The sequence below is a fragment of the Paenibacillus guangzhouensis genome, from assembly GCF_009363075.1.
GTDB classification, from domain to species: Bacteria; Bacillota; Bacilli; order Paenibacillales; family Paenibacillaceae; genus Paenibacillus_K; species Paenibacillus_K guangzhouensis.
Map to the genome: position 1 here is coordinate 5,234,191 of NZ_CP045293.1, position 23,036 is coordinate 5,257,226.

Annotated in this window: 20 protein-coding genes and 1 riboswitch; of the genes, 15 read left to right on the forward strand and 5 right to left on the reverse strand. The window is 48.0% G+C overall.

Annotated elements, in window-relative coordinates:
- Nucleotides 1-22 precede the first annotated feature (22 nt).
- A complete protein-coding gene (locus GCU39_RS23560; RefSeq protein ID WP_152395695.1) occupies nucleotides 23-523 on the reverse strand; it encodes a YwhD family protein in 501 nt (166 codons plus the stop codon).
- 102 nt (nucleotides 524-625) lie between these two features.
- Here GCU39_RS23560 and GCU39_RS23565 point away from each other — a divergent pair, with 102 nt between their 5' ends.
- The 5 genes from GCU39_RS23565 (at nucleotide 626) to gdhA (ending at nucleotide 7,127) form a co-directional block, all read left to right on the forward strand.
- On the forward strand, nucleotides 626-2,614 hold the full coding sequence (locus GCU39_RS23565) for a M1 family metallopeptidase (RefSeq protein WP_152395696.1): 1,989 nt from the start codon (nucleotides 626-628) through the stop codon (nucleotides 2,612-2,614).
- Between the two features lie 12 nt (nucleotides 2,615-2,626).
- Complete coding sequence (locus tag GCU39_RS23570) at nucleotides 2,627-3,430, forward strand: carbamoyl transferase (protein ID WP_152395697.1); 804 nt, start codon at nucleotides 2,627-2,629, stop codon at nucleotides 3,428-3,430.
- A gap of 253 nt (nucleotides 3,431-3,683) precedes the next feature.
- A riboswitch (cyclic di-AMP (ydaO/yuaA leader) is annotated at nucleotides 3,684-3,820 on the forward strand.
- Between the two features lie 5 nt (nucleotides 3,821-3,825).
- Nucleotides 3,826-4,326, forward strand: coding sequence for a C40 family peptidase (locus tag GCU39_RS23575; protein ID WP_152395698.1), 501 nt, complete (start codon nucleotides 3,826-3,828; stop codon nucleotides 4,324-4,326).
- A gap of 194 nt (nucleotides 4,327-4,520) precedes the next feature.
- Nucleotides 4,521-5,498 (forward strand): diaminopimelate dehydrogenase, encoded by a 978-nt coding sequence (locus tag GCU39_RS23580; RefSeq protein WP_152395699.1) that lies wholly within the window; start codon nucleotides 4,521-4,523, stop codon nucleotides 5,496-5,498.
- Between the two features lie 255 nt (nucleotides 5,499-5,753).
- The gene (gdhA, locus tag GCU39_RS23585; RefSeq protein ID WP_152397402.1) at nucleotides 5,754-7,127 is read left to right on the forward strand and encodes an NADP-specific glutamate dehydrogenase; all 1,374 of its coding nucleotides are present in this window, start codon (nucleotides 5,754-5,756) and stop codon (nucleotides 7,125-7,127) included.
- 76 nt (nucleotides 7,128-7,203) lie between these two features.
- Here gdhA and GCU39_RS23590 read toward each other — a convergent pair whose 3' ends face one another.
- Entirely contained in the window at nucleotides 7,204-8,898 is a 1,695-nt protein-coding gene (locus GCU39_RS23590; RefSeq protein WP_152395700.1) for a PucR family transcriptional regulator, read from the reverse strand.
- A gap of 201 nt (nucleotides 8,899-9,099) precedes the next feature.
- On the opposite strand from GCU39_RS23590, the gene GCU39_RS23595 reads away from it, so the two are divergent.
- The 6 genes from GCU39_RS23595 (at nucleotide 9,100) to arcC (ending at nucleotide 16,169) form a co-directional block, all read left to right on the forward strand.
- On the forward strand, nucleotides 9,100-9,708 hold the full coding sequence (locus GCU39_RS23595) for an ankyrin repeat domain-containing protein (protein WP_152395701.1): 609 nt from the start codon (nucleotides 9,100-9,102) through the stop codon (nucleotides 9,706-9,708).
- Nucleotides 9,709-9,793: 85 nt separating this feature from the next.
- Entirely contained in the window at nucleotides 9,794-10,699 is a 906-nt protein-coding gene (locus GCU39_RS23600; protein ID WP_152395702.1) for an oxamate carbamoyltransferase subunit AllH family protein, read from the forward strand.
- On the forward strand, nucleotides 10,681-12,225 hold the full coding sequence (fdrA, locus tag GCU39_RS23605) for an acyl-CoA synthetase FdrA (protein ID WP_152395703.1): 1,545 nt from the start codon (nucleotides 10,681-10,683) through the stop codon (nucleotides 12,223-12,225). The genes GCU39_RS23600 and fdrA overlap by 19 nt, the downstream gene beginning before the upstream one ends.
- Before the next feature lie 6 nt (nucleotides 12,226-12,231).
- A complete protein-coding gene (locus GCU39_RS23610; RefSeq protein ID WP_152395704.1) occupies nucleotides 12,232-13,656 on the forward strand; it encodes a YlbE family protein in 1,425 nt (474 codons plus the stop codon).
- Between the two features lie 64 nt (nucleotides 13,657-13,720).
- Nucleotides 13,721-15,199 (forward strand): cytosine permease, encoded by a 1,479-nt coding sequence (locus GCU39_RS23615; protein WP_152395705.1) that lies wholly within the window; start codon nucleotides 13,721-13,723, stop codon nucleotides 15,197-15,199.
- A 19-nt stretch (nucleotides 15,200-15,218) separates the two neighbouring features.
- Nucleotides 15,219-16,169, forward strand: a complete 951-nt coding sequence (gene arcC, locus GCU39_RS23620; protein ID WP_152395706.1) for a carbamate kinase — start codon at nucleotides 15,219-15,221, stop codon at nucleotides 16,167-16,169.
- 135 nt (nucleotides 16,170-16,304) lie between these two features.
- Here the strand turns inward: arcC and murI are convergent, their stop codons facing one another.
- On the reverse strand, nucleotides 16,305-17,099 hold the full coding sequence (murI, locus tag GCU39_RS23625) for a glutamate racemase (protein WP_152395707.1): 795 nt from the start codon (nucleotides 17,097-17,099) through the stop codon (nucleotides 16,305-16,307).
- 167 nt (nucleotides 17,100-17,266) lie between these two features.
- On the opposite strand from murI, the gene GCU39_RS23630 reads away from it, so the two are divergent.
- From GCU39_RS23630 to GCU39_RS23640, 3 genes are all read left to right on the forward strand, one after another.
- Nucleotides 17,267-18,037: an exodeoxyribonuclease III gene (locus GCU39_RS23630; RefSeq protein WP_152395708.1), complete on the forward strand. Its 771-nt coding sequence runs from the start codon at nucleotides 17,267-17,269 to the stop codon at nucleotides 18,035-18,037.
- 22 nt (nucleotides 18,038-18,059) lie between these two features.
- A complete protein-coding gene (locus GCU39_RS23635) occupies nucleotides 18,060-18,677 on the forward strand; it encodes a DUF2306 domain-containing protein (RefSeq protein WP_152397403.1) in 618 nt (205 codons plus the stop codon).
- A 183-nt stretch (nucleotides 18,678-18,860) separates the two neighbouring features.
- Nucleotides 18,861-20,384 (forward strand): flavocytochrome c, encoded by a 1,524-nt coding sequence (locus tag GCU39_RS23640; protein ID WP_152395709.1) that lies wholly within the window; start codon nucleotides 18,861-18,863, stop codon nucleotides 20,382-20,384.
- A gap of 76 nt (nucleotides 20,385-20,460) precedes the next feature.
- Here GCU39_RS23640 and GCU39_RS23645 read toward each other — a convergent pair whose 3' ends face one another.
- A complete protein-coding gene (locus tag GCU39_RS23645; protein ID WP_152395710.1) occupies nucleotides 20,461-21,048 on the reverse strand; it encodes a sugar O-acetyltransferase in 588 nt (195 codons plus the stop codon).
- A 107-nt stretch (nucleotides 21,049-21,155) separates the two neighbouring features.
- On the opposite strand from GCU39_RS23645, the gene GCU39_RS23650 reads away from it, so the two are divergent.
- Nucleotides 21,156-21,920 carry an SDR family oxidoreductase gene (locus GCU39_RS23650; protein WP_152395711.1) on the forward strand — a complete coding sequence of 255 codons (765 nt, stop codon included), beginning with the start codon at nucleotides 21,156-21,158 and terminating at the stop codon, nucleotides 21,918-21,920.
- Nucleotides 21,921-21,974: 54 nt separating this feature from the next.
- Here GCU39_RS23650 and GCU39_RS23655 read toward each other — a convergent pair whose 3' ends face one another.
- Nucleotides 21,975-22,973 carry an ABC transporter substrate-binding protein gene (locus tag GCU39_RS23655; RefSeq protein WP_227793312.1) on the reverse strand — a complete coding sequence of 333 codons (999 nt, stop codon included), beginning with the start codon at nucleotides 22,971-22,973 and terminating at the stop codon, nucleotides 21,975-21,977.
- Nucleotides 22,974-23,036: the final 63 nt, after the last annotated feature.

Here is a 23,036-nt window from a genome sequence, read left to right on the forward strand (position 1 = left end):
GTCTCTTCTTCTATATATAGCCTTAAGCCAATGCTTCCTTCACGCTCTCGCTGGTACGTTCCCACCATTCTTGGTTATGCTGCATCAGTAGGTCGCGAAGGAGCTTCTTCTCCTCTGCATCGAGCCCTTCCAGCATCACACGGCGTTTCAGCGCATAGTCCAGCTTGTTCACATGCTCCGCAAGGATCTTCCACCCGCGCTTGATCTCCGGGTCAACAGACATTTCGCATGCCGTCATTCCGCCGTATAGCTGACCTTCCTCATTGCGGTCCACCGCAACCCAGACAATCCAGCATTTGCGACCATTCGGCACCTCATCCCGATTCGGGAGAAATTTAATTCCGCGCTCGATCTTACTCTTCGCGTGCATCGCACCAATATCAATATAAGCTTCTCCTTGATCGATAATGACCGGGGAGACGTTATTCAAGTCGATTGAACCTGCGCCAAATCCCTTATGTTCCTTCTTGCTAACAACGTTCAGGGCTAGCTGTTTCTTCGGTTTTTGCTCTTCAGAACTCATCCGCATTATACCTCCAAGTGATTTAATTTTATTTTAGCTAATATTATTGAAATTGCAAACATATACATGCTGTACATGCTTGTCAACGGGAGGTAAACGTGTATGACCCCACGCCTAACAAAACGCATTCTAACGATCTCGCTCATCGTTTGTCTGCTCGGCTATGCCATCTGGTTCAGCAGAAACCAGGCAGATCATCTCACCACCATGTCGAAGCTTCCAGAACAGCGTACGGCCGCAAGCGAACCGGCAGAACCGAAGCAGACCATCGAGGCGCCGACCTCGAAAGTGTATAGCAAACGCATCGTTGAATATCACACGAATGTGAAGCTCGAAGATTCCCAGGTCGGCAAGACGCTGCAGGGCAGCCAATCCGTCACGTGGACCAACCCCGGCAAAAATATCGTAAATGAGCTGTATTTCCACCTCTATCCCAATGCATTTTCGTCCAAGCAATCGACCTTTATTCAAGAATCTGGCGGAAAACTGCGCGGGGATGTCATGAAGGAAGGCAGCTACGGGTCCATGGAAATCACCGACATGCAAACCGAAGAAGGTATGTCGCTCATGAAACGCATGCAGTATGTACAGCCGGATGACAACAATCCGAATGATCGCACTTTAATGAAGGTTCGGCTCTCTCAGCCGGTCAAGCCCGGCCAGTCCATTACGCTTAATATGAAGTTCAATGTCAAAATGCCGGACGTCTTCGCACGCATGGGTGTCGCAGGCAACTTCGTCATGGCGGGACAATGGTTCCCGAAGCTGGCCGTGTATGAACCCGCAGGTACGCGCGGGCGAACGACCGAAGGATGGAATATCCATCAATACCACGGGAACTCCGAATTCTACTCCGACTTCGGTACCTACAACGTGCGCATCCAAGTCCCTGAAGCCTATAAAGTGGCAGCCTCCGGCTTCCCAACCAAAAGCGCAACCACCCAAGCCGGATACAAAACTTATCAATTTTATGCCGAAGATGTGCATGACTTCGCATGGGCCGCATCGCCGGACTTCATCTATGCTGAACAGCCTTTCTCTGCGCCGAACGTTCCTGGCGTACGAATCAAGCTCTACCTTGATCCGGCGCATAAGGATCTGCAAGAGCGGTACTTCCACGCCGCTAAGGTGTCACTTGCTCGCTATAGCGAATGGTACGGAGAATACCCTTATTCTACACTCTCGATCGTCGTACCGCCTAAAGAAGGCAATGGGGCTGGCGGAATGGAGTACCCAACCCTTATTACGGCATTCGGGGCGATGGATGATAACCCAGGGTATGATCTAGAGCGTACTGTCGTTCATGAAATCGGACATCAATATTTCTACGGCATGCTTGCGAGCAATGAATTTGAAGAAGCTTGGCTGGACGAAGGGTTCACCTCCTACGCTGAGGACCGCGTCATGGAGACGGAGTACGGTATTGTACCGAATCTGCCGATCGAGTCGAGCTATATGACCAGCCCAGCTCCACTGTCTCTCTACGCATGGAAATACAAAGACTCCGACCAATATGCCGAAAATGTGTACACGCGCGGTAAACTGGTGCTCGTTGCCTTGGAAAAGCAAGTGGGAGCCAAGACGATGGCTAAAATTATGAAGACCTACACGAATAAATGGGCCTTCCGCCACCCGACGACGTCGGATTTCCAGCGTGTCGTCGAGCAAGTCACGAAGAAGAATTGGACTGAGTTTTTCAATCAATACGTCTATAAAGGATTCATGACGGATTATGCCGTGGAGAGCATTACAGCGGAGAAGATAGAATCTAAAGGGGCGACGGCCTATGAGTCCAAAGTCATTCTCCGCAAAAAAGGCGGCGATTACCCGCAAGTTCCTGTCGTGTTCATGTTCAAGGACGGTACGTCCGTGAAGCGGATGTGGGACGGCGCATCGGCAACGATTCAGTATACACTCACCCATAAGACACCGCTGGATTGGGTGATGATCGACCCGCAAGATACGATGGTGCTTGAGAATAAACGCATCAATAACTACATGAAGGCCCAGATTGATGAAGCCGTCAAAACGCGAATTAACTTCAGTACAGCAAAACTGATCGAGAGTATCTTGAACGCACTCGGATGGTGAGGTGAACCCGGCATGAAATATATCAAAGAAAGCTTTAGTATTGTTAGGCATCATTTCTATATTGTTATTATTCTATTCTTGTACCAGCTGATCTGGGGCTTCTTCCTCTATCGATTTATCGACGCCATCGTGGTCCCCCTTCTAGAACGCTACCCGGATCCTCACCCTACTGAGACGAGTATGCAGATGTTCTTAATCGAGAGCCAGTTCCAACTCATGAAGACCGATATCATCGATTATTACCTGTGGATGCTGGCTGGCTTATTCCTCATACGCATGATCATCACACCGTTCATCAACGCCGGACTCTACTATTCTATTCACCATCAAGATGATAAAGGACTCTTATTCTTCAAAGGCATGAAATACGCGTGGAAACCGGCCTGTCTGTTCTATTGGCTGGAGAACCTGTTGATCCTCGCCCCAGCGTACTGGATCGTTCCTTACTTCTATCAGGAATGGAAGTTCTACAACCTGGAGCAACTAGGGGTTGCCTTCCTACCGATCATCTTCGGATGGATTGTATTCGCATGGATCATGCATCAATTGTTCTTATTCATGCAGTTTGGTCAGGTGAGCAAGACGGGGATCTTCCGCGGACTGCTCCTCTCCCTCAAAAACCTGCCTATGATTCTAGGCATCACCCTTCTACTGCTCGCATTCCTGCTTGTGATCAGCAGTATTTTTACAGCTGCCGCTTGGATCTGGACAGGGCTCATCGCTATTATTCTGCATCAGACCTACCATCTCGTCCGCTCTATCGTCAAAGTGTGGGGCATTGCAGCACAATATCAACTGTGGCAAAGCAAATGTTAAAATATCCCCACAAAGTGATGTGCCCAAAAAATAGAAACACGATACTCGTCCAATAAAATAAAGAAGTAACGAATAAACCCGATTTTCGCCTAGCGAAGGTCGGGTTATTCGTTGTTTTTCGCAAAAAATGGAGTAAAAACGTAAAAAAAGGTTTGTCAAAGAGAGTAGCGTCTGTTAGAATAGCAATTAGTTAAGATTTTGTAATAAGTTTGTAATCAATTTTGTCATTATTGTGATTCGTATCCGGTGCACCAAATTATTGAAGCCGAGTTCCTGCGCACCAGGAAACGGGGGAACCATCTTTGGGTGAATTGATCTTGCAAGTAAGGGATCATAGGGAGCCTTCAACCGAACCCTTAGCTAACCTCGTAGGCGTTGGAAGGAGTATTACCCTCTTGAAAAAGTTATTTAAATCTATGATCGTCACACTTGCATTAACGATGACAGTCTCTGTTGGTAGCGCTTTCGCCGCAGACTCCAAACTTGACAAAGAAGTTAACGAAGTTATTGGCACTCGCTATCAAAGCGGTGGCACATCGACAAGTGGATTTGATTGCTCCGGATTTACGATGTACATCTTCAAGCAGTTCGACATCAAACTTCCGCACCAATCGAGATCACAGTACAAAATGGGCCAAAAAGTTGCAAAATCAGATCTTCAATCCGGAGATCTCGTATTCTTCAACACAACCGGTAAAGGCATCTCGCATGTCGGTATCTATGTAGGCGACAATAAATTTGCACATGCATCCAGTAAAAAAGGGATTACAATTTCCAGCTTAAGTGATTCGTATTATGTGAAACGTTATGTTGGTGCAACAAGAGTGACGAATTCGGACATTTTTGATGAAACCAATGACAATGACGGCAATCAAGATCACGATGATGTAGAATAATAAGAAGGAGCCCGCGAAGTCCATCCACTGGACACATTCGCGGGTTTCTTTTTACCAAAGCCGTATTAATAAAAGTAAGAACCACGATAGAGGTTTTTTCTCACGAATAACGTTTACATTTAATGTAATATTTCTATATACTTTAAAGGGTGGACAAGCAGAATATTGGAATACCCTAGAGGAGGACTTTATCAATGCAAAAGATTAAAGTAGGTATTGTTGGTTATGGTAACTTGGGGAAAGGCGTGGAGAAAGCCATTCGCCAGAACCAAGACTTGGAGCTCGTAGCGGTATTCACTCGCAGACAGCCAGACCAAATCGCTACAGCAGGTATCAAATTCGAGCATATCTCAGCTGCAGAGCAATATAAAGGTATCATTGACGTGATGATTCTGTGCGGAGGTTCCGCGACAGACCTTCCAGAGCAGACGCCAGTGATCGCCAAAATGTTCAATACGATCGACAGCTTCGACACGCATGCGAAGATTCCCGAATTTTTCAATACCGTGGATGCAGCTGCGAAAGAAGGTGGCAACCTCAGCGTAATTTCGACAGGCTGGGATCCGGGATTATTCTCGCTTAATCGACTGCTTGCGGAGTCTATCCTGCCAGAAGGCAAAGACTATACGTTCTGGGGCAAAGGCGTTAGCCAAGGCCACTCTGATGCGATCCGTCGTGTGCCAGGCGTAAAAGCTGGCGTACAGTACACTGTTCCAGTTGAAGAAGTGATCGACCGCATTCGTTCGGGTGAGACACCAGAGCTCGCTACACGTGAGAAACATTTGCGTGAGTGCTATGTAGTCGCTGAAGAAGGCGCAAACCAAGATCAAATTCGTGAGACGATCGTAAATATGCCGAACTATTTCTCTGATTATGACACAACCGTGACATTCATCTCCGAGGAACAGCTTCAGGCTGAGCATCAAGGCATGCCGCATGGCGGATTCGTTATTCGCAGCGGTGTAACAGGTGAGAACACGAAGCAAATTATCGAGTTCGGATTGAAGCTTGAGAGCAACCCTGAGTTCACGGCAAGCGTGCTCGTAGCTTACGCGAGAGCAGCTCACCGCCTTAGCCAAGAAGGAGCAACTGGTGCGAAGACGGTATTCGATATTCCACTCGGCTACTTGTCCCCGAAATCGGCTGAAGAACTTCGTCGCGAATTGCTGTAATCCTTATATTTTGCGCAAACCTGGTCATCTTAACGATGATCAGGTTTTTTGGTTTTCCCTTGGGAACGTTTACATCATTTGTGCAACAACAATGTAAACGTTTTTACCATTTATCGCTTTAGTGCGATAGCGCTATTTAATCGCTTTGTTAAATAATTTCTATTGGAGAAATGCTTCCATTTTGTATAGTATAAAATGCAAATCATCGTACACAAAGTGTAAATCAAACTTTTATAAAGGAGTGTTTGAACAGTGATCACGGCCATCCCAGAACAAAATCAAGCGGCAGCAAAAGAATATGTACAATCGGTATATGAATTGGTAATCAAACGCAATCCGCACGAGAGCGAGTTCCACCAAGCAGTCAAAGAAATCCTCGATTCCCTCGTGCCTGTATTCGCAAAGCATCCTAAATACAAGGAGCACGGCATTCTTGAGCGCATCGTTGAGCCTGAGCGGATGGTATCGTTCCGCGTGCCTTGGGTAGATGACAACGGCAAAGTTCAAGTCAACCGCGGATTCCGTGTGCAGTTCAACAGCGCGATCGGACCTTACAAGGGCGGTCTTCGCTTCCACCCATCCGTTAATGCCAGCATCATCAAGTTCCTCGGATTCGAGCAAATCTTGAAGAACTCCCTGACCGGACAACCTATTGGCGGCGGTAAAGGCGGATCCGACTTCGATCCGAAGGGCAAATCCGACAACGAAATTATGCGCTTTACGCAAAGCTTCATGACCGAATTGTCGAAATATATCGGACCGGACGTTGACGTTCCTGCGGGAGACATCGGCGTTGGCGGAAGAGAAATCGGTTATATGTTCGGACAATACAAGCGCCTGCGTGGCGGTTACGAAGCTGGCGTATTGACAGGCAAAGGTATCATCTATGGCGGAAGCTTAGCAAGAACAGAAGCAACAGGCTATGGCTGCGTATACTTCGCGAACGAAATGCTGACAGCAAAAGGCTTAAGCTTCGAAGGCAGCACGGTTGTTGTCTCCGGATCGGGTAACGTGTCGATCTATGCGATCGAGAAAGCTCACCAGCTTGGCGCGAAAGTTGTCGCATGCAGCGACTCGAACGGTTATGTGTACGATCCGAACGGAATTAACCTCGATACGGTGAAGCGTCTTAAAGAAGTTGAACGCAAACGGATTAAAGAATATGTAACAGAGCATCCAGGCGCTGTCTACACGGAAGGATGCGATGGCATCTGGTCCATCCCTTGCGATATCGCGCTTCCTTGCGCAACACAGAACGAGATCAATGAAGAGTCCGCGAAATTGCTTGTTGCGAACGGCGTAAAAGCAATTAGCGAAGGCGCGAATATGCCATCGACACTCGAAGCGATCGACGTGTTCTTGAACAATCAAGTATTGTTCGGACCTGCGAAAGCGGCAAATGCTGGCGGCGTAGCCGTATCAGCTCTTGAGATGGCGCAAAACGGCATGCGTCTGCAATGGACGTTCGAAGAAGTGGATGCGAAGCTTCACAGCATCATGAAGAACATCTACCAGAACAGCGTACGTGCAGCAGAAGAATACGGCTATGCAGGCAACCTCGTTGTCGGTGCGAATATCGCTGGATTCTTGCGCGTAGCTGATGCAATGATCGCACAAGGCGTTGTATAATATCGCGAGATCATCGAACGAATCAACATAGAACAAGAGCCGGGCATACCGCATTAGCGGTAGTCCGGCTCTCTTTTTATACTTTATTCAACAATCGGAAGATTTTCAGAGCAAGCTGAATTTGCAGCAGCTCCTCCGAGTTCTTCAAATCCGTTCCGAGCATTTCTTTGATCTTATCGATGCGATAGATAAAGGTATTGCGGTGAATGAACATCGCTTTGGCTGCTTCACTCACATTATGATTGTGGATGAAGTAATTCTCCAACGTGATCATAAAGCTTGTCCCATGCGTATGATCATGGTCATAGAGCTTGCCGAGCCGCTTCAGGAAGAAATCCTCGAGCTCCATCTCCTTAATATTCGAATCCAAGAAATGGTAAACGGAATAGTCTTCGAAGTGTGATACTTCGCCTTGGCTGCCGAATTTCTGCATCAGCCGAATCGCCTCATGCGCTTCTGAGAAGCTCTTATGCAGCGAGCTGATCGACTTATATTGTCTACCGATACCAATGGTGAAGGTTGTCTTCTTGATCTGATGCCGCAGCTTCTCATGCAGCTCAATCGCATAATTCTTCGTCTCGGAGATGGTAACGTTCGGCCGGAATTCACTCTGACCAACCATGATAATAATCCGTTGGTTTCGGAAGAAGCAGGTAATCTCCCCATTCGCCTCACTCGAATATTCATATACCAGTTCCACGCATTTTTTCGCCAGATTATCCATTTCATATTTACGGGCAACGATATCCTCGAACCGTTCGAGCTCCATCGGTTCGATGTTGATCACAATGCAATAATACATATAACTCGAGTTCAAACCATGCAAATCGCATAACGTCTGGATGGTATCCGATGAGGTAATCTTCCCCGTGAGCAAATCGTCGAAAAAATCTTGGCGGATCTGCAGCTTCACTTCCTCAATTTCCTTAGCCTTAATCCGTTCCAGCGCCATAATGGTCGAGGACTGCTCCAAGACGATATAGTCGAATTCCGTCAGCTCCCGTACCGTCTGCCAGACGACAATGTAGCCATAAATATAATGGTTAACAGCAACCGGCAGGATTCGGCACTTGATCTCCTGTCCCTTCGTATGATAGATCCGCTTCACCGACTTCTTCATCTCGCTAATATTGCTTGGAATCGAATCGCGGAAATCCCTCGTGAACACAGGCCGGTTCGGTACGAGATGCAGACTTCCTTCGAGTGGAACTGGATTCTCTTCCAACTCAGCATAGTGCAGCAGATTCCAATCCCGATCCAAGAACACAATGGGATTATGGATCGTCTCCGCAAGCTCCATCGCAATCCGCTCAATCCCCCCGCCCTCCAGCGCAATACGAAACAATATATTATGCATATCCAACGTTCGTCGATTCAACAGGTCATATCTGCCTGATGCCTTCTCGTTGATGATTGCGATCACTTTGGATAACGGATACGTGAACGGCATCTCAAGCAGCGGCAATCCGTACTTGTTCGCCATATCAATCATATTCTGCGGCAGCTTGTCGAAATACCGCTTCATCTTAATGCAGAGCCCCGCGCAGTTGATCTCCGCAAGCTCACGAATAATCCGATTCTGGAGCTCTTCATTACCCTTAAAAATATACCCCGTCGATAAGAGCAATTCATTCGAAGATAACCAGTCAAATGCATCCGGATTTTCCATAATATTGACAATCGATATCACATTATTGATTCCCTGCTCACCAGCAACGACCTTAATGCCTTCGATTGATTTGATGTGGAGTAAATCTTTTACTGTAAGCATTTTCCTCACCCCTTTATTTTTGCCAGTTCGATGGTATGTTTGTGCACCCTGCACAATGAACTTGGACTTTTTTTAGTGTTGTTAACCAATGCTCAATTCATGTATCCGCTTTACAATAATCGTGTCAGATGAAGGTTGTGTAACGTTTCACATCCTCAGATGATGTTCTGCAACGACAATTCACGATGTGGAGGTATTCAGATGTCAGACAACAACTTGGTACAACAATTTCTTGAAGCAGCAGCTCAAGGGGATGTCGCAACTTTGAAGAAATGCCTAGAACAAGGTATCGACATCAATGTAAGAAACAAGCAAAAAAGAACAGCGGTTCTGATTGCGGCAATGAACGATCATTTGAAGGCCGTATCCTTCCTGGTCGAAGCTGGAGCAAATGTGGATTTGCAAGATGAGACTTGCTTCAACCCATTCTTGTTCGGCTGCATTAACGGGAAGCTCGAGCTCGTTAAGCTCATGATCAAAGCGAATACGAACATCGAATTATTGACTCGCTTCGGTGGCGTCGGCATTACCCCTGCCAGTGAGAAAGGCCATGTTGAAGTCGTTCGCGAGCTCCTCACAACGACAGACATCAATGTGAATCATACGAATATTTGCGGTTGGACACCTCTGATCGAAGCAATCATCTTGAATGATGGTGGAGAAAAACAGCAGACCATTATTAAGCTCTTAATCGAACATGGCGCAAATGTGCACATGGTTGATAAGTACGGTGTTACACCACTTGAGCTGGCAAGAAAGAAAGGTTTCGTCGAAATTGAGCAAATCTTGTTAGCAGCAGGCGCGAAGTAACATCATCACGATGCGGTGACCATCATCCAGCCGCCTGTGCTTGGACCGCAATCACCTTAGATTTACAGGAAGGGAAGTGCTAACCATGCACGAGCATCATGCACGATCTGGTGATCTGGACTGGATGAATCAACTGCAACATACGAAATTTCATGGTTATGTGCATAGTGTATTCGACAGAACGATAAATGTCGAATCCATCAAAAATGGCGAATTATATACCTTTGCATGCCAGCACTTGGATAATGCACCCAATACAATGCTAATCGACATTGATCGATTCAGCGAACTTGCGATAGAAGTTAACGACATTGTATATGCTGACCAGCGAATTGTACACATTGGAGACCAATTGTCGATCGCCATGGATCAAGTTACAACGTGGGAATGTCAGCTTCCTCGTTTCCCAAGCGATATCGAATCTGTAATCAACAATCTCGTCATAACAAAAGACATGGCCTTGCAACGCGGGAAATGCGGTGGCATGAAACCTGATTTAACAAGCGGCAGCCTATTTGAACAAGAGACATCGAGGTTGCTCAGCGTTCGTTCCCTGATGCTTCAAGAAGCACTGCTTCACCACCAAGTCTCGGACGCATGTCGTCATGCGGCTGGGATCATCGGCCTTGGGCCAGGGTTAACCCCTTCGGGAGATGACTTTCTCGTTGGCCTACTCTCTACATTTCACATGGAGAATAGCCCAGGCCGCATCTATCAAGGATTCGGCGAGAAAATCGTGGACGTCGCAAGAACATTGACCAATGAGATTAGTTATATGGCACTCAAGCAAGCATCCAAGGGTCGAGTGAGGGAATCTATCACCCGTTTGCTTCATTCCATTACATGCGGTAAACAAGAAGAGTTGATTCTCTCTTTAGATAAGGTATTAACAATCGGATCTTCATCGGGCACTGATATCGTCTACGGGATGATCAGCGGACTCGAGATCAACATTCAAGCAGGAGGTACAGTATGTCTACCAAAGTTGTAATTAAACAAAGCACGTATTTCGATTCTGTGTCCTTGATGTCCCTATCCACCAAAGCGAACCAAATAGAAGGTGTAGAGCAAGCGGTGATCGCGATGGGTACGGAAATGAATAAAGAGGTTCTACGCAATGTTGGACTACTCACACCTGAACTGGAAGAAGCCAAGACAAGCGATCTGATGATCGTCGTCAAAGCGGCTACTGATGAGCTTTGTGAAAGCGCATTCTTGCAAATTGAAGAGCTCTTCAAGAACAAGGGCGCAGCGAAAGGTACAAGCGACATCAAGTATCCAACGATCGATTCCGCAGCGAAAAGCATTCCAGACGCGAACCTAGCTGTAATCTCCGTGAACGGTGCATATGCAGCGAGAGAAGCTAGAAAAGCACTCGATAACGATCTGAACGTCATGCTCTTCAGCGACAACGTAAGCATCGAAGATGAGATCGCATTAAAACAATATGCACATGAAAAAGGCTTGCTCCTGATGGGCCCTGACTGCGGAACAGCAATTATCGGGGGCGTCGCGCTCTGCTTCGGTAACTCGGTTAGACGCGGCAACATCGGTATCGTTGGCGCATCCGGCACAGGCAGCCAAGAAGTCAGCGTTCGTATTCATGATTTCGGCGGCGGCATTACGCAGCTGATCGGTACAGGCGGGCGTGACCTGAGCGAGCAAGTCGGCGGCATCATGATGCTCGATGGCATGAAAGCGCTGGACGAAGATGAAGCGACGAAAGTGATCGTCTTGATCTCCAAACCGCCAGCACCAAGCGTTGAGAAAAAAGTGCTCGACCAAATCAAGCAATGCAAGAAGCCTGTCGTGGTCTACTTCATCGGCGGCACCGAAGAATCGGTGGTTGCTGCAGGCGGACATTTCGCGAAGACATCCAAGGAAGCAGCGCTTAAAGCGGTTGTCCTTGCTGGTGCAGATGAGAGCACGATCAACAAGCGCGCACTCAACATTCCACTTGTTGAAGAAGTACGTGCGAAACTTACTCCAGAGCAAAAATATATTCGCGGATTGTTCTGTGGCGGTACACTGTGTGACGAATCCATGTATATCGCAATGGAGAAATTCGACAATGTATACAGCAACATTCAGAAGAACCCTGACTACAAGCTGAAGGATCTGCATGTGAGCAAAGAGCACACCTTCCTCGATCTCGGTGACGATGACTTCACGAACGGCAAGCCGCACCCGATGATCGACCCTTCGACACGGATCGCGCGTTTCTTGCAAGAAGCGAAGGACCCTGAGGTTGGCGTAATCGTCATGGACTTCATTCTTGGCTTCGGCTCCCACGAAGATCCGGTTGGCGTGATGCTTCCTGCGATCATCGAAGCGAAGGAACTCGCTGCGAAGGAAGGCAGACATCTTGAAATTCTCGGCTATGTGCTCGGCACAGACCTCGACAGTCCGAAAATTGAAGACCAAGTGAACAAGTTGATGGAAGCTGGCGTAACGATCGCAAGCAGCAGCACGAATGCAGGTCTGCTATCCAGAGAATTTGTCGTGAAAGGGGCTTAATGAACCATGAGCAAAATTAATGAACTTTTTAATAGCAAATTAAATGTCATCAACGTGGGTATCGAATTTTTCAAGGATGATATCTTGAAGCAAAATGCAACGGCAACACACCTCGAGTGGAAACCGCCGGGTGGCGGCAAGCCGGAATTGATCAAAGCGCTCGACAAGCTCGAGGATCCAGCATTGATTGAGAAAATCGAAGCAGCGAACAAACTTGCGGTTGAGCGTATTGTGAACTCCCAGCCGATCTTAATCGGCTTCGACCAAGCGATCAATTGCGTACCAGGCATGACGAAGACAACCATCTTGCACTCCGGTCCTCCAATTACGTGGGATCGCATGAACGGTGCCATGAGAGGCGCGGTAACAGGCGCGATCGTATTCGAAGGCTTAGCGAAGGATCTGGAAGAAGCTGCGGAAGTGGCTGCATCCGGCAAAATTACTTTCGCACCATGTCATGAGCACAACTGTGTAGGATCCATGGCCGGCGTCACTTCCGCATCCATGTTCATGCACATCGTTGAGAATAAAACGTACGGCAATATCGCTTACACGAACCTCAGTGAGCAAATGTCCAAAATCCTTCGCATGGGCGCGAATGACGAGACGGTTATCGCTCGTCTGAACTGGATGCGCGACGTACTCGGACCGATGCTTCGTGACGCAATGAAATTGTCGAATGGTATCGATCTTCGTCTTATGCTGGCGCAAGCGCTTCATATGGGCGACGAGTGCCACAACCGTAACAATGCGGGTACAAGCTTATTAATCCAAGCCCTGACACCATTCATTCTAGAGACGAACTTCACGACAGAGCAAAAACGCGAAGTCTTCGATTTCGTAGCAAGCAGCGACTACTTCTCCGGACCGACCTGGATGGCGCTCTGCAAATGTGCGCTTGATGCAGCGCATGGTATTGAGAACAGCACCATTGTTACAACCATGGCGCGCAACGGGGTTGAATTCGGGATTCGCGTCAGCGGTATGCCGGGCAACACGTGGTTCACAGGCCCAGCTCAGAAAGTTATCGGACCGATGTTCGCAGGCTACAAGCCAGAGGATTCCGGCCTTGATATCGGTGACAGCGCGATTACAGAGACGTACGGGATTGGTGGATTCGCGATGGCAGCGGCGCCAGCGATTGTCGCTCTTGTCGGCGGTACGGTAGAAGAAGCGCTTGGCTTCTCGACGAAAATGAAGGAAATTACGACAACAGAAAATCCGAACGTGACGATTCCTCTGCTGAACTTCAGCGGGATTGCAACGGGGATCGATGTTCGCAATGTTATTCAGACAGGTATTCTTCCCGTCATCAACACCGCGATTGCACATAAGGAGCCAGGTATTGGCATGATTGGTGCGGGCATTACGTACCCACCAACGGAAGCGTTCGAGAAAGCACTGCTCGCTTTAAGTGACAAAATCAGCTAACTCCTTATCTTGTAACAAGCCGCAGTAGATCTTTGTCAACTTAATAAGAGATAGGAGAATTACGATGGAACAGGTCAACAATCGTAGCATTGAAGAGTTCAAATCTTACGGGTATGCAGAGGATATTCTACCGAAATCCACTGAGAAGCGTGATTGGAGCACTTTCAACTACATTACAGTTTGGATGGGCGCTGTGCATAACTTGATGTCGTACATGACCGTTGCGGGATTTTTCGTACTCGGTTTGTCTGTCCCGCAAGTACTGTGGGCGGTCATGACAGCGGCAATTATCGTATCGATCGGTTATGTGTTGAATGGCTACGCAGGATCCAAATACGGCATTGGATATTCGATGTTACTACGAAGCTCCTTTGGCGTAAAAGGTTCGGTTATTCCTGCATTATGCCGCGGGCTAATAGCAGGGGTCGTATTCTTCGGAACGAAGACGATTATTGGTGCACAATCCTTTAACGTCATCTTCACGAAAATCTTCCCAGGCTATATGGACATGGTTCCCGGTTTTAATTTCCTAGGACTCGATTTCCCGACGATAGTATCCTATATCATTTTGTGGGTCATCACGGTGGGATTATTCCTAGGCGGCATGAAAATTCTTAGTTTGTTCAGTAAATGGTCTTCACCAATCATTTATATCTTTATCGTAGGCGCCGCTATCTGGGCGATCAGCGTGGCTGGCGGATTCGGACCGATCTTCGACTACACGCCAAGCAATCCAACATCTAGCCCGCTTATCTTCATCGCTTGCGTCAGTGCCCTTGTATCGAACTGGGGGGGTCCAATCGTGAACATCGCGGACCTTACGCAGCGCGCGAAGACAGACAAAGCACCAATGATCGGTCTGCCGCTCGGCATGATCGCATCGTATATCTTATTTGGCATCACTTGTGTAGGACTGCTTGTAGGTACACAAATCGCATTCGGCATCAAAGGATTCAATATCGTTGCGGCGATCGACCAAATCGGCAATCCGTTCATCGTGATCGTGTTATTGCTCACCTTGAATATTGCTTCGACAAGTTATGTTGTATTCGGCAACCTGCTTCCTTCCGGCTTACAAATGACTGCGCTTCTACCAAAAGTGTTCAATGTGAAGACAGCGGCGATTCTAACAGCCATCATCGGAACAGCGATCTTGCCTTGGAAGCTCGTCAACGGCACGCAAGCACTCTATTTATTCTATAGCTTCATCGGTTCGATGTATGGTCCGATTACGGGCATCATGCTCGCAAGCTTCTTCCTTGAACGGAAGAGAACGCTGAACCTGTCTGCGATCTACCTGAAGCAAGGCGATAACGGCGAGTATAAGAGCGGATACAATGTCATTGCTTGTACCATATTTATCATCAGCTTCTTGATCGTATTATCCGGCGCATTCTTCAAAGATGTTGCCTTCCTTGCTGCAATCAGCAAATCGGCATTCCTGAGCGGACTCATTATCTCAGGCGTGCTCTACGCGATATTCTATCGATTCAACAAACAGACGACTGTCTTAGATCGTGAGACAGGAGTGAAAGCATCTTAATTTTCTAGGAGGAATCCCCATGAGTAAACTCGTGATTGTAGCCATCGGTGGCAATTCATTAGTACGTGATAACGGCCGCGATTCAATTCAAGATCAATATGAAGCGGTTCGCGAGACCGTCGTCAATATCGCAGATATGGTTCAGGAAGGTTATAAGGTTGTCGTGACCCACGGGAACGGCCCTCAGGTTGGATTTGCCATGCAGCGTGTCGAGATTGCTAGCGAAGTAAGCGGCATGCCAACGATTCCACTCGTGAACTGTGTCGCAGATACTCAAGGGGGGATTGGCTACCAAATCCAGCAAGCATTAACCAACGAATTCGCCAAACGCGGCATCAATAAAAAAGTAGCGAGCGTCATTACGCAAGTGGAAGTCAGCAAGGATGATCCGAACTTCCAGAACCCAACGAAGCCGGTTGGCTCCTTCTTCACCCTAGAGCAGGCTGAGGCGATGAAGAAAGATCATCCGGACTGGGTGATGATCGAAGATTCAGGCCGGGGTTATCGCCGCGTTGTACCTTCGCCGAAGCCGATCGATATCGTGGAGAAGGACGCGATCAAGTCTCTGATCGATGCCGATTACGTGGTTATCGCTGTTGGCGGCGGCGGCATCCCTGTCGTTCGGACAGGCGACAACACGTACGACGGCGTTGATGCGGTCATCGACAAGGACTTCGCAACAAGCCTGCTCGCAGAGCAAGTGAATGCAGAGACGCTCATCATCACAACCGGCGTATCCCGCGTGTGCATCAACTTCGGCAAACCGAACCAGAAGGCACTGGAGAAGATTACGGTTGAGGAGACGAAGCAATACGTCGCGGAGAACCACTTCGCTCCTGGCAGCATGCTGCCGAAGATCGAAGCCAGCCTTAGCTTCCTAGAGCATAATGGATCTCGTGTTATTATTACGAATCCAGAGAGCTTAAAGAATGCCATCAATGAGCAAGCAGGAACGCATATTGTGAAGTAGAAAGAATCAGCCAAATTGATCAAAAGAACCCTTCAAGCCCCGCTTGGAGGGTTCTTCGCATATTTTCACACGAATAGGCCGGAAGCTCACAACGGTGAACAACCGACCTATACCTATACCAATCGATCCAAATCTCTACACAACGTGCTGCGTTACATATCCATCCTCACGAATTAATGCGAGCGCAGTCTCCAGTTTATCCAAATAGACGGGATCATTGCCTGAACACATGAAGCGGACGCTCCCCTTCCCGCTGCCTACCGGAATGCCATAACGATTCAGCAGTGCGGACAGCCGCTTAATCGTCCCTGCATTGCCATCGATCATCTCGATATGTGGCGGCAGGACGTCCCTTAGGATGGCTTTGTAATAAGGATAATGCGTACAGCCAAGCACAATCATACCATAATCATCTAAGTTATAGGCTGCTAGCTTCGACCGGAAATAATCACCCATCAATTTACGATCGAACTGCATCGCCTCACAATATTCCACAAGCTCCGGCAGCGGAAGAGAATCGACGATTCCCCCCTCATCCACGCGATGAACAAGCGAATAATATTTCGGTTGTTGCAGCGTTAATGGTGTAGCGAAGACGAGCACCCGCTTCCCTGTCGCATGATTCATCTCCACGGCTGGCTTCACCGCGGGCTCCATACCGACGATCGGAAAAGAGTATCGTTCTCTAAGCTCGTTAATCGCAATACTCGTCGCTGTATTACATGCGATAACCAGTGCATCGATGCCCACACTTACCATCTGTTCTACGCCCTCTAGAATGAATGATCTTACGTCATTCTCCGGCTTCGTTCCGTAAGGGACATGTAGGGTATCTGCCATGAAGAGATAGTTCTCTGTTGGCAGCCGGCGCAGTGATTCAGCTAATACCGTAAGGCCGCCGACCCCCGAATCGAAAAACCCGATTGTCATGTGTCATCAATTCCTATCGTAAAAATTTATAGTTATGTGGTGGTATTCCTAGCTAATTCTAGAATATCGCGGGTCGCCGATGATCGCAAGTTGATTCTTCGAACGGCAGTCCCTTCTATGGTACACTAGAGAAAATAAACTATAGCAATTATACAAGGAGATTTGTCATGGTCAAGTTCGTATCTTGGAATGTTAACGGCCTCCGTGCCTGTGTGAACAAAGGATTCTATGATTACTTCAAAGACATCGATGCAGATATATTTTGTGTGCAGGAAACGAAACTGCAGGAAGGTCAGATTGAACTCGAAATCGGCGAGGAATATATGCAATTCTGGAACTATGCTGAGAAGAAAGGCTATTCGGGGACTGCCATCTTTACCCGGCTGAAGCCATTATCTGTCCGTTATGGGATAGAGGAAGATTACGAGCCCGAAGGACGTATTATCACGCTCGAATTCGAAGACTTCTACTTCATCACCGTCTATACGCCAAATGCCAAACGCGACCTCTCCCGTCTGGACGAGCGCATGACATGGGAAGATCGATTCCGGGGTTATCTGCAAGAGCTGGACAAGCATAAACCAGTCATTGTCTGTGGAGACTTGAATGTCGCCCATCAAGAGATCGACCTGAAGCATCCGAAGCCCAACTTAGGCAACGCCGGCTTCACCCTCGAGGAACGGGATAAAATGACAACACTACTCGGCTCCGGATTCACGGATACATTCCGCCATCTCTATCCGGATCAGACAGACATCTACTCATGGTGGTCCTACATGCCGAAGGTGCGTGAGCGGAACGTGGGCTGGCGGATTGACTATTTCCTCGTCTCGTCGCAATTGAACGATGCGATTTCGGACGCAAAAATCGATTGCCACATCATGGGCAGCGACCATTGCCCCGTCATTTTGGAGATGAATCTAGCATCCCAATCCTAAAGGCTCGATACGTTTGAAGACGATTCGAAAAAGACGGTTATATAGGGGGATGTTCGGCGTGGCTGTCGTGTACATCCTCTACGTCACCTTTATGAACTTCATCCATGATCCACAGGCAGCTGCATTTCTCAGCCATAAGGTAGGACTGAAGCGCACGGTCAACACCTCGATTTGGCTGCCTGTGATGATGGTCCACATCGTTGCTGCTTGCATTGCTATGCTCGCAGGGGCCGTGAATTTCTCGAACCTTATTCTGACACGGTATCGTTCCTTCCACCGCGCGAACGGTTATCTCTATGTCATAGCCGTTATTCTCGTCGACATCACATCCGGCTATATGGCCCCCTATGCGACTGGCGGGAAAATGAACAGCATGGCATTTAACTTCATCAATTTCATTTGGCTTATCATGACCATCGCTGCCGTTGTATTCATTAAGCGGAAGCAGCTAGCGAAGCATCGCAAATGGATGATTCGAAGCTATGTATTCTGCTATACCAACCTTTTCATTCATCTCATCAGCTTCCTTGCGAGCAAAGGTGTAGGACTACCTTATGTGACGAGCTATACGATAGGTGTCTACGGCGCAATTGTGATTAACATCCTACTCGCGGAATGGATCATTCGCCGCGTCATATGAAGAATCAGGAGAGAGGGGGACGGTTCACCTCCGTCCTCCTTCCATCATTCATATTCCTCCCTCCATATCTTGGAAATGAATAAAAATCCATAAGATTGTGAAATTAATCACAATATTTCGACAGATGATATATTAAAATTGGAGCGAACCAAAAAGAAAGATAGAAAAGTGGAGGGGTACATCATGAAAAAGAAAGTATCAGCTATGCTTGTTCTCGTTCTCTCTTTCGCGCTCATCATCACAGGATGCGGTAACGGAAGCCAGAGTCAAAGCCAGGACAACCCGAAAAAAGAAGAGACAAAAGAAACAGAAGCCGTATCTGGAGCTACGCAAGCTGGCTATACGCCAGTTGATCAGCTTAAAGATAAATATGACATTATCATTGTCGGGGCAGGTGGCGCAGGGATGTCCGCTGCACTTGAAGCCAAAGCAAAAGGCATGAACCCTGTAATCTTCGAAAAAATGCCGATTGCCGGAGGAAATACGCTGAAATCATCTTCAGGTATGAATGCTTCCGAGACGAAGTTCCAAAAAGAACAAGGCATCAAAGACAGCAATGATCTATTCTATGAAGAAACGCTAAAAGGCGGTCATGATACGAACGACAAAGATATGCTTCGTTTCTTCGTTGATAATTCCGCAAGCGCAATCGATTGGCTCGACTCCATCGGCATTCGATTGAATAATATCACGATTACAGGCGGTATGAACGAGAAACGTACCCACCGTCCGGAAGACGGCTCGGCCGTAGGGCAATTTCTTGTAAGTGGACTCCTAAAAAATGTTCAGGAGAAAGAAATTCCACTATTCGTTAAAGCCGATGTTAAAGAAATTACAGAAAAAGACGGCAAAGTGAACGGCGTCAAAGTCGTGATCGATGGGAATGAGGAAAAAGAAATCGCAGCGAACGCTGTTGTTGTGACAACTGGCGGTTTTGGCGCGAACATGGATATGATCAGCGATGTTCGCTCCGACTTGAAAGGTCTTGTCACGACGAACCAAATCGGCAGTACAGGCGATGGCATTAAGATGATTGAGAAGCTCGGCGGCGTGACCGTGGATATGGATCAAATTCAAGTTCACCCTACGGTACAGCAAGAGAAGTCTTATCTTATCGGGGAAGCGGTCCGCGGTGAGGGTGCGATTCTCGTATCCAGTGAGGGCAAGCGATTCACCAATGAGCTGGATACACGCGACAATGTAACTGCTGCTATCAATAAACTTCCAGAGAAATCAGCTTATCTTGTATTTGATTCCGGTGTGAAATCCCGTGCCAAAGCCATTCAGCAATATGAAAAAATGGGCTTTGTCATTCAAGGAGAATCGGTCGAAGCTCTGGCCAATGCAATCAACGTTCCTGGAGATCAGTTAAAAACGACGGTAGATACATGGAACAGTGCGGTTAAGAATAAAAAGGATGCCGAGTTCGGCAGAACGACAGGAATGGACAACGACTTGTCTGGCGCACCTTATTACGCAATCAAGATCGCTCCAGGGATCCATTACACCATGGGCGGTGTCAAAATCAACACAAATACGGAAGTACTCAATAAAGACGGAAAAGCGATTCCAGGTCTGTTCGCAGCAGGTGAGCTGACAGGCGGTCTGCACGGCCAGAATCGGATTGGCGGTAACTCCGTTGCGGAGATCATCATTTTTGGTCGCCAAGCAGGCATCAAATCGGCTGAATTCGTAAAAGCACCTTAAAAGTGACGCCATTACTGGGTGTACACCTCACAAAGACCCTCATCATAGAGGGTCTTTGTGCTATCTGTATGCAATATTAGTCCCGATGGTACTTCCTCTTATCCTCATCTGTAATGAGCCTGATCACACGACATGGATTGCCCGCAGCAATAACGCCTGACGGGATATCCTTCGTCACGACGCTTCCTGCGCCAATCACACTATTGTCTCCAATGGTTACGCCCGGCAGGATGCTGACCCCTCCGCCAATCCATACGTTGTTGCCTACCGTAATCGGATACGCGATTTCTAGCCCCTCATTCCGCTGTTCGACATCGAGCGGATGCCCAGCCGTATAGAAGCCGCAATTCGGCGCGATGAACACATTGTCACCGAAGGTGATTTTGGCACAGTCCAACATGATGCAATTGTGATTCGCATAGAAATTCTTCCCGATCTCGATATTATAGCCGTAGTCGCAGTAAAAAGGCTGTTCGATGTGGAACGTCTCCGCTGTCTTGCCGAGCAGCTTCTTCAGGACTGCCGCCCGCTCCTCCAGCTTCTGCGGATGCAACTGATTATGCTCGTAACATAATCCTTTCGCATATGTTCGCTCATCGATGAGCTCCTGATCGTAGTTCGCGTTATACAGATAGCCTAGTGCCGCTTTTTCTTTCTCTGTCATGAGGTCCACTCCTTCTCCTATTCATATTCTAGTGAATGAGAGCGCAACATTTCAATAATACCTCTATGATACAACTAAAATATCAAAATGATGGAGGGATTGAGCAAATGAACACACTACAGGGAAAAGTCGCGCTGGTAACAGGAGCTAGTCGGGGAATCGGTAGAGGAATCGCGTTACGATTGTCACAAGAAGGTGCATTGGTAGCGGTACATTATGGGACCAACCGGGACGCTGCGGAAGAAGTCGTTCGTGAGATTCAGGATAGCGGAGGTGCCGCGTTGACTGTCGGCGCCAACCTGTCCACGCTAGATGGCATCCATCAACTATTCACTAGCCTGGATGAACAACTCATCGAACACACAGGCTACCATCGATTCGATATTCTGGTGAACAACGCAGGGTGGGGGCATGCTGCGACCATCGAGCATGTGAAGGAAGAATCCTATGATGCCATCATGAACACCAATGTTAAGGCACCACTATTTATCATTCAGCAAGCCTTATCTCGACTACGAGACGGAGGGCGTATTATCAATATGGCTTCGATGGCAACACGGTATGCTCTGCCCCACCTGCTAGAGTACAGCATCTCGAAAGGCGCTGTGAACACGCTCACCCTCGTGTTGGCTCAGCAGCTTGGAAACCGTCAGATCACCGTAAATGCTATCTCGCCAGGGTTTATCGATACGGATATGAATGCAGAAACCTTGGCTACGCAAGAAGGCCAGCAGTTCGCCGCTGGACTCTCAGCCTTCGGCCGATGGGGGCAGCCTGGTGATGTCGCTGATATTGCTGCTTTCCTCGCTTCGGATGACAGTCGGTGGATCACAGGTCAGATTATCGATGCGAGCGGCGGTTCGCGGCTATAATCCTATAGCGAAAAAGCCACCGATTCTTGAACCTGGTGGCTTCTTCTATTTTTACTACTTGCTCTGCTGTCCCGACAGCCACGCCGTCAACTCTTCGGTCTGAGCCATGACGGCAAGCGGATCGTAATACCATGAACGTTCCTCTGGCCATACGTACATCTTATTATTTTTGACAGCGGGAATGTTCTTCCAGATCGGATCCTTCTGGAAGTCCTCTAATGTGCGATGATTGGACGTCATGATGATATAATCGCCGGCATACTTATCTAGCAGCTCGGATGAAATTTCAGCCCACTGCTTCTCCATAATTTCTTTGCCTATTCCTTCGGGTGGTTTGCGCCCCAGCGCCTGATAAACGGGCTGTCCACCACGTCCGAAGTTATCCCCGTACACCCACGTTGATTTCTCCCCATCCTCCATAATTGTAAATGAAGCATTCGCAGGAATGGATGTATCCACTTTCGCCTTCGCTGCCGCAATTCGTTGATCAAATCCCTCAAGCCAGGCCTTGGCTTCGTCCTCTTTGTCGAACAGCTTACCGAAGTAGGTCAACTCTTCGTGCGCGTTTTTGAGATCGCCATACGGGATGACAACGGTTGGAGCAATTTGACTCAGCTGCGTGTAACTGTCTCCGTTCGCTGTAATAATAAGGTCCGGCTGAAGGCTCATAATTTTCTCAGGAGACGGCTTGCCATAAACCCCTGTATCTGCAACGCCAACAAGCGATTTCTTAAAGTAGTAATTCTGAATCGTCAACCCTGGCGCGCCCACAGGAATCACATCTAATGCAATCAAGCTTCCCAAATATTCTTCAGCTACGATTCGCTTCGGCTGCGTCGGAATGACAATATCCCCATGGACCGTGGAGATCGTCTTGGTTGCAGGTTCCTGCGATGCGCTTGACACCTGATTTTCTGCCTTTGTGTTTGATATAGCCGTGACAGCTTCCTGATCGGCCTTCGCAGCGCTACATGCCGACATAAAGACAAGCAGGAACATCATCACGATAAGCGGCAGACGGCGATGTCTTCGAAGATGATGAAATGTAATCAATGGAATATCCCCCTTTTTAACGATAACGATAATCATTCTCATATAAACTCTATCGTCTCGCCG

Excerpts from the sequence above, each read along its gene's own strand:
- GCU39_RS23615 (WP_152395705.1), top strand. The coding sequence starts at position 13,721 with ATGGAACAGGTCAACAATCGTAGCATTGAAGAGTTCAAATCTTACGGG.
- GCU39_RS23640 (WP_152395709.1), top strand. The coding sequence starts at position 18,861 with ATGAAAAAGAAAGTATCAGCTATGCTTGTTCTCGTTCTCTCTTTCGCG.
- GCU39_RS23600 (WP_152395702.1), top strand. The coding sequence starts at position 9,794 with ATGCACGAGCATCATGCACGATCTGGTGATCTGGACTGGATGAATCAA.
- GCU39_RS23565 (WP_152395696.1), top strand. The coding sequence starts at position 626 with ATGACCCCACGCCTAACAAAACGCATTCTAACGATCTCGCTCATCGTT.
- GCU39_RS23595 (WP_152395701.1), top strand. The coding sequence starts at position 9,100 with ATGTCAGACAACAACTTGGTACAACAATTTCTTGAAGCAGCAGCTCAA.
- GCU39_RS23560 (WP_152395695.1), bottom strand. The coding sequence starts at position 523 with ATGAGTTCTGAAGAGCAAAAACCGAAGAAACAGCTAGCCCTGAACGTT.
- arcC (WP_152395706.1), top strand. The coding sequence starts at position 15,219 with ATGAGTAAACTCGTGATTGTAGCCATCGGTGGCAATTCATTAGTACGT.
- fdrA (WP_152395703.1), top strand. The coding sequence starts at position 10,681 with ATGTCTACCAAAGTTGTAATTAAACAAAGCACGTATTTCGATTCTGTG.
- GCU39_RS23630 (WP_152395708.1), top strand. The coding sequence starts at position 17,267 with ATGGTCAAGTTCGTATCTTGGAATGTTAACGGCCTCCGTGCCTGTGTG.
- GCU39_RS23570 (WP_152395697.1), top strand. The coding sequence starts at position 2,627 with ATGAAATATATCAAAGAAAGCTTTAGTATTGTTAGGCATCATTTCTAT.
- GCU39_RS23650 (WP_152395711.1), top strand. The coding sequence starts at position 21,156 with ATGAACACACTACAGGGAAAAGTCGCGCTGGTAACAGGAGCTAGTCGG.
- GCU39_RS23645 (WP_152395710.1), bottom strand. The coding sequence starts at position 21,048 with ATGACAGAGAAAGAAAAAGCGGCACTAGGCTATCTGTATAACGCGAAC.
- murI (WP_152395707.1), bottom strand. The coding sequence starts at position 17,099 with ATGACAATCGGGTTTTTCGATTCGGGGGTCGGCGGCCTTACGGTATTA.
- GCU39_RS23580 (WP_152395699.1), top strand. The coding sequence starts at position 4,521 with ATGCAAAAGATTAAAGTAGGTATTGTTGGTTATGGTAACTTGGGGAAA.
- GCU39_RS23610 (WP_152395704.1), top strand. The coding sequence starts at position 12,232 with ATGAGCAAAATTAATGAACTTTTTAATAGCAAATTAAATGTCATCAAC.
- GCU39_RS23590 (WP_152395700.1), bottom strand. The coding sequence starts at position 8,898 with ATGCTTACAGTAAAAGATTTACTCCACATCAAATCAATCGAAGGCATT.